Origin of the sequence: Microcystis sp. M015S2 (assembly GCF_020245945.1) — a bacterium.
Lineage (GTDB): Bacteria > Cyanobacteriota > Cyanobacteriia > Cyanobacteriales > Microcystaceae > Microcystis.
This window is the reverse complement of the sequence record NZ_JADBTX010000017.1, coordinates 43,972-59,551: the sequence shown is the minus strand read 5'-3', so window position 1 is coordinate 59,551 and position 15,580 is coordinate 43,972. Positions and strand designations below refer to the sequence as shown.

Annotated in this window: 17 protein-coding genes and 1 pseudogene; 7 read left to right on the top strand and 11 right to left on the bottom strand. The window is 39.6% G+C overall.

Annotated features, from left to right (window positions below):
* Window positions 1-268 precede the first annotated feature (268 nt).
* The gene (locus tag IM473_RS03680; protein ID WP_287657353.1) at window positions 269-742 is read left to right on the top strand and encodes a CRR6 family NdhI maturation factor; all 474 of its coding nucleotides are present in this window, start codon (window positions 269-271) and stop codon (window positions 740-742) included.
* 94 nt (window positions 743-836) lie between these two features.
* The gene (locus IM473_RS03675; protein ID WP_287657352.1) at window positions 837-2,045 is read left to right on the top strand and encodes a 4-hydroxy-3-methylbut-2-enyl diphosphate reductase; all 1,209 of its coding nucleotides are present in this window, start codon (window positions 837-839) and stop codon (window positions 2,043-2,045) included.
* Window positions 2,046-2,221: 176 nt separating this feature from the next.
* Here the strand turns inward: IM473_RS03675 and IM473_RS03670 are convergent, their stop codons facing one another.
* Both IM473_RS03670 and IM473_RS03665 read right to left on the bottom strand, forming a co-directional pair.
* Complete coding sequence (locus IM473_RS03670) at window positions 2,222-2,401, bottom strand: hypothetical protein (RefSeq protein WP_287657351.1); 180 nt, start codon at window positions 2,399-2,401, stop codon at window positions 2,222-2,224.
* 4 nt (window positions 2,402-2,405) lie between these two features.
* The gene (locus IM473_RS03665) at window positions 2,406-3,251 is read right to left on the bottom strand and encodes a hypothetical protein (RefSeq protein ID WP_287657350.1); all 846 of its coding nucleotides are present in this window, start codon (window positions 3,249-3,251) and stop codon (window positions 2,406-2,408) included.
* A 460-nt stretch (window positions 3,252-3,711) separates the two neighbouring features.
* Here IM473_RS03665 and bchL point away from each other — a divergent pair, with 460 nt between their 5' ends.
* The 4 genes from bchL (at window position 3,712) to IM473_RS03645 (ending at window position 7,500) form a co-directional block, all read left to right on the top strand.
* A complete protein-coding gene (gene bchL, locus IM473_RS03660) occupies window positions 3,712-4,581 on the top strand; it encodes a ferredoxin:protochlorophyllide reductase (ATP-dependent) iron-sulfur ATP-binding protein (RefSeq protein WP_002735653.1) in 870 nt (289 codons plus the stop codon).
* Between the two features lie 238 nt (window positions 4,582-4,819).
* On the top strand, window positions 4,820-5,203 hold the full coding sequence (locus IM473_RS03655; protein WP_287657349.1) for a DUF5331 domain-containing protein: 384 nt from the start codon (window positions 4,820-4,822) through the stop codon (window positions 5,201-5,203).
* A 15-nt stretch (window positions 5,204-5,218) separates the two neighbouring features.
* On the top strand, window positions 5,219-6,619 hold the full coding sequence (locus tag IM473_RS03650) for a ferredoxin:protochlorophyllide reductase (ATP-dependent) subunit N (RefSeq protein ID WP_002773285.1): 1,401 nt from the start codon (window positions 5,219-5,221) through the stop codon (window positions 6,617-6,619).
* A gap of 77 nt (window positions 6,620-6,696) precedes the next feature.
* A complete protein-coding gene (locus IM473_RS03645; RefSeq protein ID WP_287657347.1) occupies window positions 6,697-7,500 on the top strand; it encodes a nucleoside phosphorylase in 804 nt (267 codons plus the stop codon).
* Here the strand turns inward: IM473_RS03645 and IM473_RS03640 are convergent.
* Window positions 7,497-8,426 carry a DUF1350 family protein gene (locus tag IM473_RS03640; protein WP_002759163.1) on the bottom strand — a complete coding sequence of 310 codons (930 nt, stop codon included), beginning with the start codon at window positions 8,424-8,426 and terminating at the stop codon, window positions 7,497-7,499. The two genes, IM473_RS03645 and IM473_RS03640, sit on opposite strands and share 4 nt — an antisense overlap.
* Window positions 8,427-8,809: 383 nt before the next feature.
* Between IM473_RS03640 and IM473_RS03635 the strand changes: the two genes are divergently transcribed.
* Window positions 8,810-9,169: a hypothetical protein gene (locus IM473_RS03635; RefSeq protein ID WP_002759164.1), complete on the top strand. Its 360-nt coding sequence runs from the start codon at window positions 8,810-8,812 to the stop codon at window positions 9,167-9,169.
* Between the two features lie 223 nt (window positions 9,170-9,392).
* Here the strand turns inward: IM473_RS03635 and IM473_RS03630 are convergent, their stop codons facing one another.
* From IM473_RS03630 to IM473_RS03595, 8 genes and pseudogenes are all read right to left on the bottom strand, one after another.
* Window positions 9,393-12,965 (bottom strand): CHAT domain-containing protein, encoded by a 3,573-nt coding sequence (locus IM473_RS03630; protein ID WP_287690355.1) that lies wholly within the window; start codon window positions 12,963-12,965, stop codon window positions 9,393-9,395.
* 125 nt (window positions 12,966-13,090) lie between these two features.
* Window positions 13,091-13,312: a type II toxin-antitoxin system HicA family toxin gene (locus tag IM473_RS03625; RefSeq protein WP_002790990.1), complete on the bottom strand. Its 222-nt coding sequence runs from the start codon at window positions 13,310-13,312 to the stop codon at window positions 13,091-13,093.
* Window positions 13,302-13,508, bottom strand: a complete 207-nt coding sequence (locus IM473_RS03620) for a type II toxin-antitoxin system HicB family antitoxin (RefSeq protein WP_002740815.1) — start codon at window positions 13,506-13,508, stop codon at window positions 13,302-13,304. Before IM473_RS03620 ends, IM473_RS03625 begins: the two co-directional genes overlap by 11 nt.
* Complete coding sequence (locus IM473_RS03615; RefSeq protein WP_287658369.1) at window positions 13,468-13,818, bottom strand: hypothetical protein; 351 nt, start codon at window positions 13,816-13,818, stop codon at window positions 13,468-13,470. The genes IM473_RS03620 and IM473_RS03615 overlap by 41 nt, the downstream gene beginning before the upstream one ends.
* 168 nt (window positions 13,819-13,986) lie before the next feature.
* Window positions 13,987-14,283 (bottom strand): HigA family addiction module antitoxin, encoded by a 297-nt coding sequence (locus IM473_RS03610; RefSeq protein ID WP_287658370.1) that lies wholly within the window; start codon window positions 14,281-14,283, stop codon window positions 13,987-13,989.
* Window positions 14,284-14,670: 387 nt separating this feature from the next.
* Window positions 14,671-14,790: pseudogene (locus IM473_RS03605) on the bottom strand (type II toxin-antitoxin system RelE/ParE family toxin); the annotation flags it as partial.
* A 73-nt stretch (window positions 14,791-14,863) separates the two neighbouring features.
* Window positions 14,864-15,211, bottom strand: a complete 348-nt coding sequence (locus tag IM473_RS03600; protein ID WP_002751511.1) for an HVO_A0114 family putative DNA-binding protein — start codon at window positions 15,209-15,211, stop codon at window positions 14,864-14,866.
* On the bottom strand, window positions 15,192-15,488 hold the full coding sequence (locus IM473_RS03595; RefSeq protein WP_002751505.1) for a toxin-antitoxin system TumE family protein: 297 nt from the start codon (window positions 15,486-15,488) through the stop codon (window positions 15,192-15,194). The genes IM473_RS03600 and IM473_RS03595 overlap by 20 nt, the downstream gene beginning before the upstream one ends.
* Between the last annotated feature and the right edge of the window lie 92 nt (window positions 15,489-15,580).

The window sequence follows — 15,580 nt, the reverse complement described above, 5'->3', positions numbered from 1 at the left end:
TGCGAGTGCTGGGGACTGTAATAATGTGTATTGTTCGTCAGAGAAGACTCAACCTTTGTTTGTTTTAAATGCAACCCTCATCCTACAGTCTCTATCGATCGCTGGGATGTAGTATCAGTATGGTAATCCAAGCTCTCTCGCTCCGGAGTGAGAGAATAGTCATACTTAGTTTTTTTGTCCCGATCGAGAGTATTTTCTGAGATAGATCATTGCCGATCTGGGGATAAAAAACCGTAATTTCGCCCGATATAACCTTTTATTTGCCCCTATGACTGTCAAAATCGCTCTTAACCCCAATCAGATTCAAAATCTGGATCTATCATCTTTAGAGACTATTATTCAAGATTATCGGTCCCGATCAGCGATCGCCGAACTGGAACAAGCTCTACAATTAGAGATAGATTATCCTCGCGCAGAGGGTGATATGCGGGAATTATCGGAGATACCGGAAGTCAGGCTGTGGTTTCTGCGTTTAGATGCGGTTTATCCCTGGCTAATCTTTATTCTTGACCCAAAACAGGGAGAAATCGCCCGTTATGCTGCTATGTTAGTCCCCCATCAATTCCATCGCGGGGAAGGAATTCAATATAATCCCGAAGCTTTGGAGATTTTTGTGATGCAAAAACTCTTTATTTTGTCTGATTGGCTGAAAAGTCAGCAAATTCCTGCTTTATCTCGCTTAAAATTTTTCGCTCAACAGTTTGGTTACGATATCGACGAGGAATTTCTCTCTAGTCTCTAAAAGCCTCCTGCGCTGACTAGATAAGGTATGTTTAATATATGGCAAGCTACTGTCTCGCCCAATTTAGCGCCACCAATACCCCTATCAGAGAATCATGGATACAAAATCCTTTAAACGCACCCTACAGCAATCGGATAACTATAACCGCAAGGGATTCGGTCATAAAGAGGAAGTAATGGATGCGATGACCAATGAGTATCAAAGCGACCTGATCCAAAAAATTCGTGAAAATAATTATCGTTTAGAACGGGGTGACGTGACTATCTATCTCGCTCAAGCTTTTGGTTTTTGTTGGGGGGTAGAACGCGCTGTTGCTATGGCCTACGAAACTCGTCAACATTTTCCCCAGGAACGTATCTGGATTACTAACGAAATTATTCACAATCCCTCGGTTAATCAGCGTCTGCGCTCCATGGCCGTGGGTTTTATTCCGGTGGAAAATGGCCAAAAAGACTTTAGTGTGGTGGAATCGGGGGATGTGGTGATTTTACCCGCTTTTGGGGCCAGTGTCTCGGAAATGCAAATACTTAACGATAAGGGTTGCATGATTGTGGACACCACTTGTCCCTGGGTTTCTAAGGTGTGGAATTCCGTGGAAAAGCACAAAAAAAGCGACCACACTTCGATTATTCACGGCAAATATAATCACGAAGAAACGATCGCCACTAGCTCTTTTGCTGGCACTTATCTGATCGTTTTAAATTTGGCTCAAGCTAATTATGTCGCTAATTATATTCTCCACGGTGGCGATAAAAACGAGTTTTTAGAGAAGTTTAAAAATGCACATTCCCAGGGTTTCGATCCCGATCGCGATCTAGATTATATCGGTATTGCCAATCAAACCACGATGCTGAAAAGTGAAACGGAGGAAATTGGCAAACTCTTCGAGCATACTATGTTGAGAAAGTACGGGCCGATCGATTTTAAAGATCATTTCATGAGTTTTAATACCATCTGTGATGCCACTCAAGAGCGTCAAGATGCCATGTTTGAACTGGTGAAAGAACCGCTTTCTTTAATGGTGGTAATTGGCGGTTATAATTCCTCTAATACCACTCACCTACAGGAAATAGCGATCGAGCGTGCCATTCCCTCCTATCATATCGATAGTGCCGAGCGCATTCTCCCCGGTAATCGCATCGAACATAAACCTTTAGGGGACGATTTAATTATCACCGATAACTGGTTAAATGAGGGAAAAATTGTCGTCGGAGTGACTTCTGGCGCTTCCACTCCTGATAAGGTGGTAGAAGAGGTAATCGAGAAAATTTTTGCGCTCAAATCTTCTTTAGTCCCCGGTTAATTAGCCTAGGTGTGTTAGCCTTTGGCAACGGCTGCATCTCAATTTTAAAGAAATATCTATTGCTCACCATCAGTTATTTTTATCCGTGGGATTGCTGACAAACTGACGTTTGGGTTTACCATTATCAGTAGAACCGTTCGGCTCTTCTCGTTTCTGTCTGGAGAGCCAATATTTTCCTAAAAACGGCGGGTTTTATCGATTCCGTAGATAATTCCCGTCACCACGGAAGAGAGAATTAATAACAAAATTAATCCTCCGGGTAAAAAAGATAATATTCCCATGCCGCGCAATATATAAACTAACACGGTCACTAATAGGAAACAGAAAAAAAGAGACTTTAAATAACTAGAGCGCATTTACTTAGATTAACAGTTCCTCTTGAGTTAAGTTTAACTTTTCGGCAATCATTGCCAGGATTTTTTCTTCCCTTTTTCCGTTACTGATAGATTCCAGTAACCGGCAATTGAGAATAATTTTTTCCCCGTTGGATAAGGTTAAAATAATCCGTCGGTAATTAGACCCCAAAAAGCCTTTGTACTCTTCTACTTTTGCCTCAACAATTCTCTCTAGAAGATATTCACTTTCACTTCTAAAAATTAAATGTTGTCGCTTACGGGTTAGGGTAGCGGTACCCTGATTAAAGACATAACTCTCCCGATAGCTGGCATCATAAAGTAACAATAGACCAGACAATAAGCATAACATACCCCAAAGATAATAGGGATAATTATGGTGGTGTTCTAGCAGTGCTGACAAGGTATCTAGGGGACTTTTGGCAATAATTTCCTGAGTTTGATATCTATTCACAAAACTCTCAAATCGAGTTTTAAAATCACTAGCCGACTGCACATCCCGAAAATTCTCGATGTAGAGATGGTTATTTCTCCCGACCAATAAAACCGTGTTATTAACAGTTTTTTCCTGCTCAACACTGATAAAAACTTCTTGATAGACAGCCGTAGCTTTAATGTGAGTCAAAGAAAAATTTTCCCGACTAGAAACAGGAAAATTATACTCTTGGACATATTGACAATCTATCCTTTTTGTACTTAACCTAATGCAGTCGAGATAAGCGCGCTGGAAAGAAACCACATAAGCTAAAAAGAGCAAGGGAACCCCAGCCAGAAAAAAACCCAGAAAAGGACGATATTTAGGAGCCTTATTCTCTAACAAGAGTGTAGTCAGCGTTTTTTGCTTAACTCGCATGGGAAACCCTACAGGTACTTTGTTCTAATTGTACTACAGCTTTTTTCAGCATCCTTCTCAGGATCGATTTATTTAATCTGCTGACGGGGAAAATTGTAATGATTATTCACGAAAATCTGACATCAGTCTCTAGACTGGCTCTATCTTGACCTTTTTTATCTGGATTTGGCACGGTAAAACCCTGTTTATCGAGTTTTTGTAAAGCTTTGGCGGTTTTTTGTTTATTGTTTGCATTTAAAGTAAACGTATAAACAAAGCTGTTTTTATAAGTTTTTATCAATTTCAGAAACTCTATAAGCTCTAAAAAATTATTTATCTAATTTTTACGCTTTAAATCTCACTATAGCTATAGCAGATAAAAATTGAGCCTCTTTCCAAGGAGTGGGTAGATGGTTAATAATGGCGATCAAAGCACTGATAAACAAACTCACCATTCAAGCGCAAATTTAGGAGAACTTCCATGCCTTTAACACTCGCAGTCTACGGAAAAGGTGGCATCGGTAAATCGACAACAAGCTGTAATATTTCGGCTGCTTTAGCCAAAAGAGGCAAAAAAGTCCTACAAATAGGCTGTGACCCCAAGCATGATAGCACCTTCACCCTGACAGGCTTTCTGATTCCCACAATCATCGATACCCTACAAGAAAAAGATTTTCACTACGAAGACATCTGGCCCGAAGACGTTATCTATGAAGGTTACGGTGGAGTCAAATGCGTAGAAGCGGGGGGACCCCCGGCCGGTGCTGGTTGTGGCGGTTACGTCGTCGGGGAAACGGTGAAATTATTAAAAGAATTGAACGCTTTTGATGAATTTGACGTGATTTTGTTCGATGTTTTGGGGGATGTGGTCTGTGGAGGATTTGCCGCACCCTTAAATTACGCCGATTACTGCATAATTGTCACAGATAACGGCTTTGACGCTCTTTTTGCCGCCAATCGCATCGCCGCTTCCGTCCGCGAAAAAGCGCGCACCCATCCCCTGCGACTAGCCGGATTAATTGGTAATCGCACCTCAAAACGCGATTTAATTAATAAATATGTAGATCATGTTCCCATGCCAGTGTTAGAAGTTTTACCCTTAATTGAAGATATTCGCGTCTCCAGAGTTAAAGGTCAAACTCTCTTTGAAATGGCCGACAAGGATCCGATGTTAAGTTATGTTTGTGACTATTATCTCAACATTGCCGATCAGATTTTAGCCAAACCAGAAGGAGTTATTCCCAAAGAATCTGCCGACCGGGAATTATTCACTTTATTATCGGATTTCTATCTTAATGCCGATAAACCCAAAGTTAACGCCGAGGCGGAATTAGATCTAATGATGGTTTAGATTATTTTGTCGGGTGGGTTAGGGACAGCGTAACCCACCAAAACCCACCAATAACCACCAATAAACTCTTTTTCTGGGTGGGTTACAGTGAATAATTAACTTATTAGTTAATAGCCTAACTTATCGTCACCTAACCCACCCTACCCACGAATTTTATCGAGGACTCGATGATGATAATTTTTCCCTCTCATTGGGAATTCTAATAGAGAGAACATTATTATTCAGTCAAGGGGACAAAATGAGCAACTTTGAGGAATTAAAAGCAGCACTTAAAGATAAATGGTTGGATTACTACCAAATTAATCAAGCTTGGATTAAGGTTTTTAAGACTGCTACTAATTCTTGGATAAACACTCCTGATGGGGGAAAACGTCCTTCTTCTCATCTAATTCTGGGAGTAGCTACTGCTTTAGAAACACAATTATTTATGTGGATGAGTCCTTTTTGTGTTCTCAGCAACGATAGTAATAAACTTGTCGATGCTTTAGGTTTAAATTTTGGCCCTGAGATAGAACTCGAAAAACGAGAAGAAGAAAGAGCAAAAATCCAAGAAGCTGAAGCCATTCCTTTACTGCCTGAAACCAATCCACATACTGAATACCTAAACCAATTCCGCAATTAAGGAGAACCTAAAAACATGACTGCCACTCAAGAACCGAGCGCTTTACAATTTGATTGTGAAACTGGCAACTATCACACCTTTTGTCCAATTAGCTGTGTTGCTTGGTTATACCAAAAAATCGAAGATAGTTTCTTCCTTGTTATCGGCACAAAAACCTGTGGTTACTTCCTGCAAAATGCTATGGGTGTTATGATTTTCGCCGAACCGCGTTATGCTATGGCCGAATTAGAAGAAGGGGATATTTCCGCTCAACTAAAAGACTACGAAGAACTAAAACGCCTCTGCTTACAAATTAAACGAGATAGAAACCCTAGCGTTATCGTTTTTATCGGTACTTGTACCACCGAAATCATCAAAATGGACTTAGAAGGATTAGCACCGAAACTAGAGTCAGAAATCGGTATTCCTATCGTGACAGCACGCGCTAATGGTTTAGATTATGCCTTTACCCAAGGAGAAGATACCGTCCTCGCTTCTATGGTGCATAAATGTCCCGAAAAAGTTAAGCATGAAGATGAAAAAGAAGAACGGAATGCCATCCAGAAACTCTTAACTTTTGGACGTAAAAAAGAAGAAATTAAACAGGAAGAATCGGAATATAAAGACCATCATCCTTTAGTTTTATTTGGTTCTGTTCCCGACCCAATTGTGACTAATTTAACCCTAGAATTAAAAAAACAAGGAATTAAAATAGATGGTTGGTTGCCGGCCAAACGTTTTACTGAATTACCGGTAATTGAAGAAGGTTATTATGTCGCTGGTGTCAATCCTTTTCTATCACGAACTGCCACCACTTTAATGCGTCGTCGTAAGTGTAAATTAATTGGCGCACCCTTTCCCATCGGTCCGGATGGAACCCGCGCTTGGATAGAAAAAATCTGTTCGGTTTTGGGAGTACAACCCCAGGGATTAGAAGAAAGAGAGGCAAAAATTTGGGAAAGTTTAGAGGATTATCTGCAACTTGTGCGCGGTAAATCGGTCTTCTTTATGGGGGATAATTTACTAGAAATTTCTCTGGCACGTTTCCTAATTCGCTGTGGGATGACTTGTGATGAAATCGGTATTCCCTACATGGATAAACGCTACCAAGCGGCCGAATTAGCATTACTAGAAAAAACCTGTAATGATATGGGTGTTCCCATCCCGAAAATTATCGAAAAACCTGATAACTACAATCAGATTCAGCGCATTTACGAGTTAAAACCTGATTTAGTGATTACAGGAATGGCCCATGCAAATCCCTTAGAAGCGCGGGGAATTAACACTAAATGGTCGGTAGAATTTACTTTTGCTCAAATTCATGGTTTTACCAATGCGCGAGATATTTTAGAGTTAGCTACTCGTCCCCTGCGTCGCAACAATAACCTCAAGGAATTGGGTTGGGATAAGTTAGTTAAAGAGTCAGCAAAAGTGTAAATTTGTTTTCAAAAGGCTACAATCATCAGGTAAGGAAAATCAATTCCTTACCTTTTTTCAGTATTTAGTTCACTTCAATGTCCAATAACTTATCTCACCAAAAACCCTATCATCTCAACTTTAGCCTTGAGGATTTAGGCACAGTAAAACCGACTATCACCCTATTATCGGGGGAACCAGAACGCTCGCGCTATATTGCTGAAACTTATTTACAAAATGCACGTTTACTATCGGATTATCGCGGATTAAATAGTTATCTTGGCTATCTAGATAATTCTACCCCAATTCTTCTGGCTACCAGTGGCATGGGTGCGCCATCTTTGAGTATTGTGGTTAATGAATTAATACAGGTGGGAATTAAAACTATTATTCGTATTGGTACTTGTGGCGCAATTCAAAATAGAATAAAAATTGGTGATATTATTATCTCGCAAGCGGCTTTATGTAGGCAAGGTGCAGCTAATGATATTGCTCCTCCGGAATATCCCGCAGTGGCGGATCCTTTTTTGACAGTTGCTCTAGTCAAATCGGCTCAATTTTTGGGAGTAAATTATCATTTAGGTATTACCGCTTCTGTGGATAGTTTTTATGAAGGACAGGAAAGAATTGTGTCTTCTGCTAACCCTTATCTTCAGCGCCATTTAGAGGGAATTACGGAAGAATATCGACGTTTAAATATTCTCAATTATGAAATGGAAGCGGGAACTTTATTTAAAATGGCGGGGGTTTATGGATTTACTGCCGCTTGTATTTGTGCTGTGATTGCCGAAAGAAACAAAGAGGAAGGGATTAGTTTAGAAAGCAAACAACAAGCCATCGAAAAAGCGATTCAGGTGGCAATATTGACCGTTAGCAACCTCTCCCTATCCTCAATTGATTAACTTTCATAAATCATCTTCATTAAGACTTCCTCTTTTTCCTGACTTTGGGGATAACAGGAGATAAGTTTAGCGCGTAATTCCTGAATTGATTTAATCACATTATCTGCTAATTCTTGGTCGCCATTGCGCCAGCCAAGGGGTGCTAGATGGGTGCGATTGGCTAAGGGAACTACTGGTTTTAAGAGTTGTTGACTTAGTTCTTTAATGAACCAAGCTACTGTATCTTTAGCCTGTAGATCCTTAGCAAAGGCGATAATTTCCAAGAGTCGAAATAGGTTACTATTGCTAATTAAACAACGGGTTTCCTGCACGTTTGGCTGTACGTCTAAACCCAAACTTTGCACTAATTTAGCTAGGGCAGCTATGGGAATTGCGCTATCTATGCCAGCAATTACAGGAGCCAGTAAAAGCGAGGGTTGATTTTTCAGAGATACGGCATGGATATCAGTATTATTCAGCGATTTTTGGATATCTTCGGCTTGATTTTTGCCGACACAACCACTCAAAACCTGTTCTAGTTCTGTGTTTTCCACATCACTTAAAACCTCTAAAAGGGAGATATATTTACACCCTAAACTATGGCCCATCCAAAAATAATTAGGATTACCAGCAGTGGGATCTTCTAAATACAACTCAAGGTTATCTTCATAGCCCAAAAACTTAGCTTCTTCATAAATAGCCTTTCTCAATCCAATCAAATCTTTGACCATTTCTATGGAAACATTCCAATGACGAAAAGTAAAACGATAGGGAATAGCAATAATAGTATAGCCCCGTTCAAACACTTGTTTGAGTAGATAACGATAGAACAGATTGGGAAAAGTGCCGAAGAAAGCACCACCGATAAAATAGACAACCCCAATCGGTTTAGGATTGATAGCAACCCAGTGAAATTGCAGGGGAATAAACTTAAATTCTGATGTCATTGTTTTTCGGTATGTAATTGTTAATTTGGCGATTAGGGAAACAATCTTATAATGATTAAAAATCTCGGCGGCCAAAATAATTGATCGCCTTGTCTAATTAGGGTACATTAATTGGCTCAAAAAAGTTTATTTTGTTGCGAATATGTAATAATTTTTGACAAAAGTAAATTCTCACCCCAAAAAATTCGCTTATTCTTAGTCTTCTAAGCTAATCTTGACCGGATTAACTTGTCATCGGTAAAGTCAAAACCGTTAGCGACGAGACGATTATAAAGTCGCGGACAACCTAAAGCTAGGGATTTTCCTCACGGCATTTCGTGGGATTAGGAGCTAATAAGGTGAGATAATGGGAAAAAATTGGTTTTAGCTTTAAGGATGGTATTATGTCAGACACAACGCAGTTAACATCAGAAGAAATTGCTCAGTACCGTGTTGAATTAGCGGATAATACTGACGCTTTAGCCGCGCTTGATGTTATTGAAGAATGTGAAGGAAACTTACAAGACGCAATCATTTTAATGAGAATGCGCGAAACTGGAACAGAACCAGATAAAAGCTTAGATTTAGATGAATTAGCGACAAAATGTCGTCCTTTTATTTGTTCAGCCAAAACTAAAAAAGTCTTTAAACTGATTGGAATTGTCGCAGGATGTTTACAGTTTCCCGTTACTTTAGTTGTTCCCGTCGTTTTGTTTGTTGTCGAAGATATTGGTTTAGATGCTTTTTGTAAGGAGACAGATTAAAATCCTGTAGCAATAAAACCCGCCCAATAATAGGGATTTTTAAAGGGATAGGGTTGACGTTGACGAATTTGTTTCAGAGACTCGTTAAAAATTGGGCGTTTTCCTCCTCCCAGTTGATTGATGATTTTATCTATAGCGGTAAGCGCTTGAGTGAGATACAGACCAAGCCTTGCCTAGCATGGTTTATAGCTCGTGACACTGTACTTCATACGACTGCACACCGCTATAATTGGAGTTGAAATCTTTCTAATTCTTGTTCAAATTGGTCAAGGGTTAAGGTTTGTAGCCATTTTTGAGCATTTTTAAGACTAAATGCAATTTCACCTTTTTTGGGATTTTTGGGTAAAGTTTCATAAAATTTGATCAGTAAAAATGCAGTTGATAAATCATTTACTTTCCACAAACTACTAACAACGCTAGGACTACCTGCAAATAGAAAACCACTCGGTAAACCGATATATTCATCACTAATAGAATTAAGATCAATTAAACCAGTTTCGCAAGCAGAAAGCATGACAAGACGACAGTTTTTAAAATTCAGTTCAAAGATTTCTCCTAATCTTAAATAACCATCTTCTTGATCTGTTTTTTCTTTGGTAAGAATTAAAGCAGATTCTAGGGGTTTATTAGGGTTAAATGTACCATGACAAGAAAAATGAATACAGTTAGCTAAGGGGAAGTTTTGATGAGTTTTGATGGCGATTTCAGTAGCGTTTTGTTTGGCTAAAATATCACTTTGAACAAACAAACTTTTAATGATTTCTACTTCTAAATCCGTAAAGAGTAGATTATTTTGGGGGTTTTGAATAGCAAAAAGAGAGTTTAAATCGTTTAACTGACGTTGTTGAGTAATTTTAAATAATTGACAACTAGGGGCATATTGAACATCATATTTATCTTGTAATATTTGATTGTCATTAATAGGTAAAGCATGAAGGGGTAAAATATGCAGAAATAAGTAAGGAATAATAATTAAGCGTTTACAAGTATTTGGAATAAGTGTCAGAATATCATTAATATGTAGGGTATCTGAGAAGGTTTGCAAGAGGTCAGAAAGTTGATTTATCCATTCTTGATGGCCATTTTGGGAGTAGTAAAGCTGTAGATAATTATTAATTAAATCAGTTAATTTATCTCGATCATCTTCTGAAGATTCCCAAAGGTTAATATTTCCATCAGCAGATACAACAAAAGCGAGTATTTTCTCACTTGTGATATACCATTGCAAAAGACAAGTTTTAGCATCGGTTAAAGATAGAATGTCTTGAAAGGGAATAGGCTTAACCGTTTGAGTTAAGATAAAATCCTCATCTATTTTTGTTATTTCACGGGCAATAAATTGATTTAATTCTTGTTTTAAATGATTGAGGTGAGTATAGTCAGGTAAGATAGCTTGTCTTTGTTGATCTAGGGTTAAAATTACTCCCCTATTGCGGGTTTGTTCTTGGATGGCTAACTGTTGTTCTTCCCCAATAATGGCACGACGGAGGCGATCTAATTCAGTTTTAATAGTTTGGGAGATATTACCTTTAGGATAGATATCTCGGTCGGTAAGTAATTGGACTAGATAGCGGGTTTTGCTACGTTCAACGTATTCTAAAGCGCGATCTTTTTGATTGAGGTTGAGATAGGATTGAACAATGCCATGATAAACATCCATTGCATCGGAGAGGATTTCTTGTTGTCGTTGGGGGGTTAAGGCTTGGAGTCGGATATTTTCTACTGCTTCGATCGCTAAGTTGTAGCCTTTGATGGCGGTTTTCCAGTCTTTGATCAGGTTAGCAGTATTTCCTAAGTTTCGTCCTGTTCGTAAACAGTCTATAGGAAAAGCAGTGGGGGTAAATACTTCTAAAGACAAGTTATAAGCTGCAATAGCTAACTCTAGATTAGCTGCCCTTTCCCCAAGAATGCGATCGCTATAAGCAGTTCCCAGATTATTTTGTGACCCTGCCCAATCTTCAGGAAAATCTTCACGGGTATATACATCCAAAGACAGGTTATAAGCTGCAATAGCTAACTCTAGATTATCTGCCCTTTCCCCAAGAATGCGATCGCTATAAGCAGCACCCAAATTATTTTGTGTTCTTGCCCAATCTTCAGGAAAGGCATTACAGGTATATACTTCTAAAGACAGGTTATAAGCCGCAATAGCTAACTCTAGATTATCTGCTTTTTCCTTTTTGATACGATCATAATAAGCAGCACCCAGATTACTTTGTGTTCTTGCCCAATCTTCAGGAAAGGCATCACGGGTATATACTTCTAATGACTGATTTAAAGCTGCGATCGCTAACTCTGGATTATCAGCCTTTTCCCCTTTGATGCGGTATCTATAAGCAGCACCCAGATTATTTTGTGTCATTGCCCAATCTTCAGGAAAAGCATCATGGGTATATACTTCTAATGACAGATTATAAGATTCAATGGCTAACTCTAGATTATCAGCCCTTTCCCCTCTGATGTGAGTTTGATAAGCACCCCCCAGATTATTTTGTGTCATTGCCCATTGTTCAGGAAAGGCTTCACGAGTATAGATTTCTAAAGACAGATTATAAGCCGCTATAGCTAACTCTAGATTATCAGCCCGTTCCTCTTTGATGCGATTTCTATAGGCTATCCCCAAATTATTTTGTGTCATTGCCCAATCTTCAGAAAAAGCATCACGGGTATATACTTCTAAAGACAGATTATAAGCGGTGATCGCTAACTCTAAATTATTAGCCCTTTCCCCTCTGATACGATTTCTATACGCTTCTCCCAGATTGTTTTGTGTACTCGCCCATTCATAAGGAAAGGCTTCACGGGTACGGACTTCTAAAGACTGGTTTAAAGAAGCAATCGCTAACTCTAGATTATCGGATCTTTCTCTTCTGATGCGATCTCCATAAGCTATTCCCAGATTGTTTTGTGTACTCGCCCATTCATAAGAAAAGGCTTCACGAGTTAATACTTCTAAAGATAGGTTATAAGCCGCTATCGCTAACTCTAGATTATCGGCTCTTTCCCCTTTGATGCGATCTCTATAAACAGTACCAAGATTATTTTGTGCCGTTGCCCATTCATAAGGAAAGGCTTCACGGGTACGGACTTCTAAAGACTGGTTTAAAGAAATGATCGCTAACTCTAGATTATCTGCCTTTTCCCCTCTGATGCGATCTCCATAAGCTATTCCCAGATTGTTTTGTGTACTCGCCCATTCATAAGGAAAGGCTTCACGATTATATACTTCAAAAAGGGTCTGATAGCCTGTAATGGCAATTTCCAGATTATTAGCCCGACTTCCCAAGGGAAAATCTCGAATTTGATTACATAAATTTCCAATTACTATGGCATCTTGAAGTTTATTACGTAAATTTTCAATAAGTCCCACAATATCTGCCACATCTTCGATATTCCTTTTAGAAAAACATTTTCTAGCGAATTGTTGCAACAGTTGGGCAAAAGTATCATCTAACAGATGTTGACAGCGTTGTAGGATAGGATAAACCACCGCAGGATCATTACTCTCATATTCTGCTCGTAATACTTCTAATAAAAACCCCTGATATTCCTCTATACTTTTCGCTTGAGGGTTGAGAAACTGCCCCAACTGTTGCGCCATATTCCGTAACCAAGCAGCAGGATTATTATTTCCTTGTTGTTCTAACCCTGTTGCATAGTTTTCCATCTCCTGCAAAAATTGGGGATCAATCAATTCCTGATTTGCTTGCAGAATATTATTGAGTTCCTCATCATCAGTACAAGTGAGCAACTGTTGAATTAAATTAACATAAGCTTGGGCGCGTTGTTCATTCATTGTCTGTACTGTGATTAGAATGATTGAATGAGGGACTATGATGTTTTTTGGCGGATGACTCTATGATAGGATGAGTCCCCTTGATATAGGGCGATTATGACACAGAATGCTATAGAGGATATTAACTATAAACGCTCAAACTCATCAACCCTTAATCCCGCTTGCCTTAAAATACTGCTAATTGTACCGATTGTTACCTCCTTATAACAGGGAACAATCGTTGTCATTTTTCCTTCGGGAGTATCCTTGGCAAACTTAACATGACTCCCCTTTTGACTAACAACTTCAAACCCTGCCGCTTCCAACTTGCGTTTAATCTCACGATAAGATAAAGGCTTAAGCGGCATTGATTTCTACCTCTATCTTCTGTAATCGGGGAATAACTGTTGCACAAGGCGGTTCAAAATGTAATTCTAAAGCCTCTTGCAGATTGTTTAACGCCTCGGTTTCTGTTTCCCCTTGACTAGCAACATCAACCTCTAAACATTGGGCAACAAACCAATTATCTTCTTGAAAAATTCTCGCTGTAAGTACCTGTCTCATTTTCACTTTCCTGATTGAGCTTTCCATGATTATAGGTCAGGCTAGAATGACAGTCAATTAAATAATCATATAGATCATGCTTTAGACTTCTACATAACAAGATTCTATACCTTATATCCCGTAATAAAGCCGCAGGATTATTATTTCCTTGTTCTTCTAACCCTGTTGCATAGTTTTCCATCACCTGCAAAAATTCGGGATCAATCAATTCCTGATTAGCTTGTAGAATATTATTGAGTTCCTCATCATCAGCACAAGTGAGCAACTGTTGAATTAAATTAACATAAGCTTGGGCGCGTTGTTCATTCATTGTCTGTACTGTGATTGATGTGATTGTGTGATAGACTGTGATTTTTTTTTCGAGAGAATCACCATATAATATAATTGGATACAATAAATATTCGTGATTGTCAAGGGGGATCGCTGCCAAATTTGTTTGATATATTGCAAGGTTCTGCCTTAGAACATATCAAACAAATTACTTTTCTGCACAAATAACTGTCATTACAGCAACTTCTTTATCCAATTGATCTCCTATTTCATCTTCAACAACGTCCAGATCGTAATCCATTTGTAATCCTAGCCAAAATCGCGGTGACATATCAAAATAACGAGCTAACCGAAGAGCTATATCCGCTGTGATAGGCCGCTTTCCATGAACGATTTCGTTAATACATTGTTCGGGAACTCCAAGAGCCAGAGCTATTTGATTCTGACTAAGGTTCATTGGCTTTATAAATTCCTCTAAAAGAACCTCACCGGGATGAATTGGCATTAGTTTATCGAAAATTTGGGTTAAAACCCCGTCGTTTTACGACGGCTTTAAGCTACAATGGAAAAAGCGATAACCAAGCTAAAAACTGAACCTTGACAACAGATAGTAGGGGGTTTCGTTCAGAAAAGACTTCAAATTCGGCCTTGAACGAGTAAAACTTTCTAGGAAATAAGGTTGAACATGAGATTTTTTCGACTTGTTCAAAGTGGCCGTCCGGCATTCGGACACTCAAAATGGACGGGTCGAAAGTGTCAGACTTAAGCAATTAAGCGTTTTTCGCTATCTGCGTCAACCCCATTGACGCGACCACCCTAAAAAAGTGGCGTGGTGAGGAATCGCCGTCCGTTTTACGGCGGCGAGGATGTCAACTTCATTCATTATTTTACCTCAATGATAATCAACGATTTCTACGTCTAGAGCATCACCGTCTTGCCAGACAAAGCAAATTCGCCATTGATCGTTAACCCGAATGCTATATTGACCTTCCCTGTCACCAACCAGACGTTCCCTTCAGGTTCTACCTGAATAATACTTTTGGTTCATGTGTCCTCTTTATTCGCGATCGCTACTAATCCGGCGATCAAACGGCTTGCAACATGAATTCAACCTTGATCGCTTCAAACGGGAACTCTACGCTCCCATCTGCTACACGGCTCAGAATACCGACATTTAAAAGTGCCGTAATATCTCCATGTACTGCTTTAACATCCCGATGTACTCGCCTCGCCGCCTCACGGATAGAAATGGGGCCAGCACCGCACATAGCTTTGAGGAGTTCCCACCGCTTGGCAGTCAGAACTTTCCAGAGAAGTTCGGGGGTAGCAAAACTGATACGAACTTCTTTTTCTGCTCGACCAGTTTTCATCGCTTGAACGGCATCGGCAAGGGTGTCAGTCAAGGAGCGAACTTCAAGAACGACCGTGTTCATAATTCCACCTCAAAATGTCAGAGTTGAAGTCGGCCATCAATTGGTCTGGCGAAGAGAAAGCATAAAGAGACTCCACACCATCGAAATGACGGTGATCGCCTTTACCGCGTTCGTTATCATATCGCAACACACATTTGCCGTTGACTATGTAAGCGAGACGATATTTGTAAGGATGCTCCGATGGCAGAACTGGTTGGGGAACACGCCAGACAGTGACTTCTGCGAATGCGTCTGGGGCCAAGATGACGCGACGACGAATGAGCGCGGTAGCCTTCATGTTGGATATACTAACAACACCTTAGCCTGTTGTCAATGTCCCCAACAGTTAAAAACGCCTTATATTCTTCTATATTTCTGGCTTGAGGATTG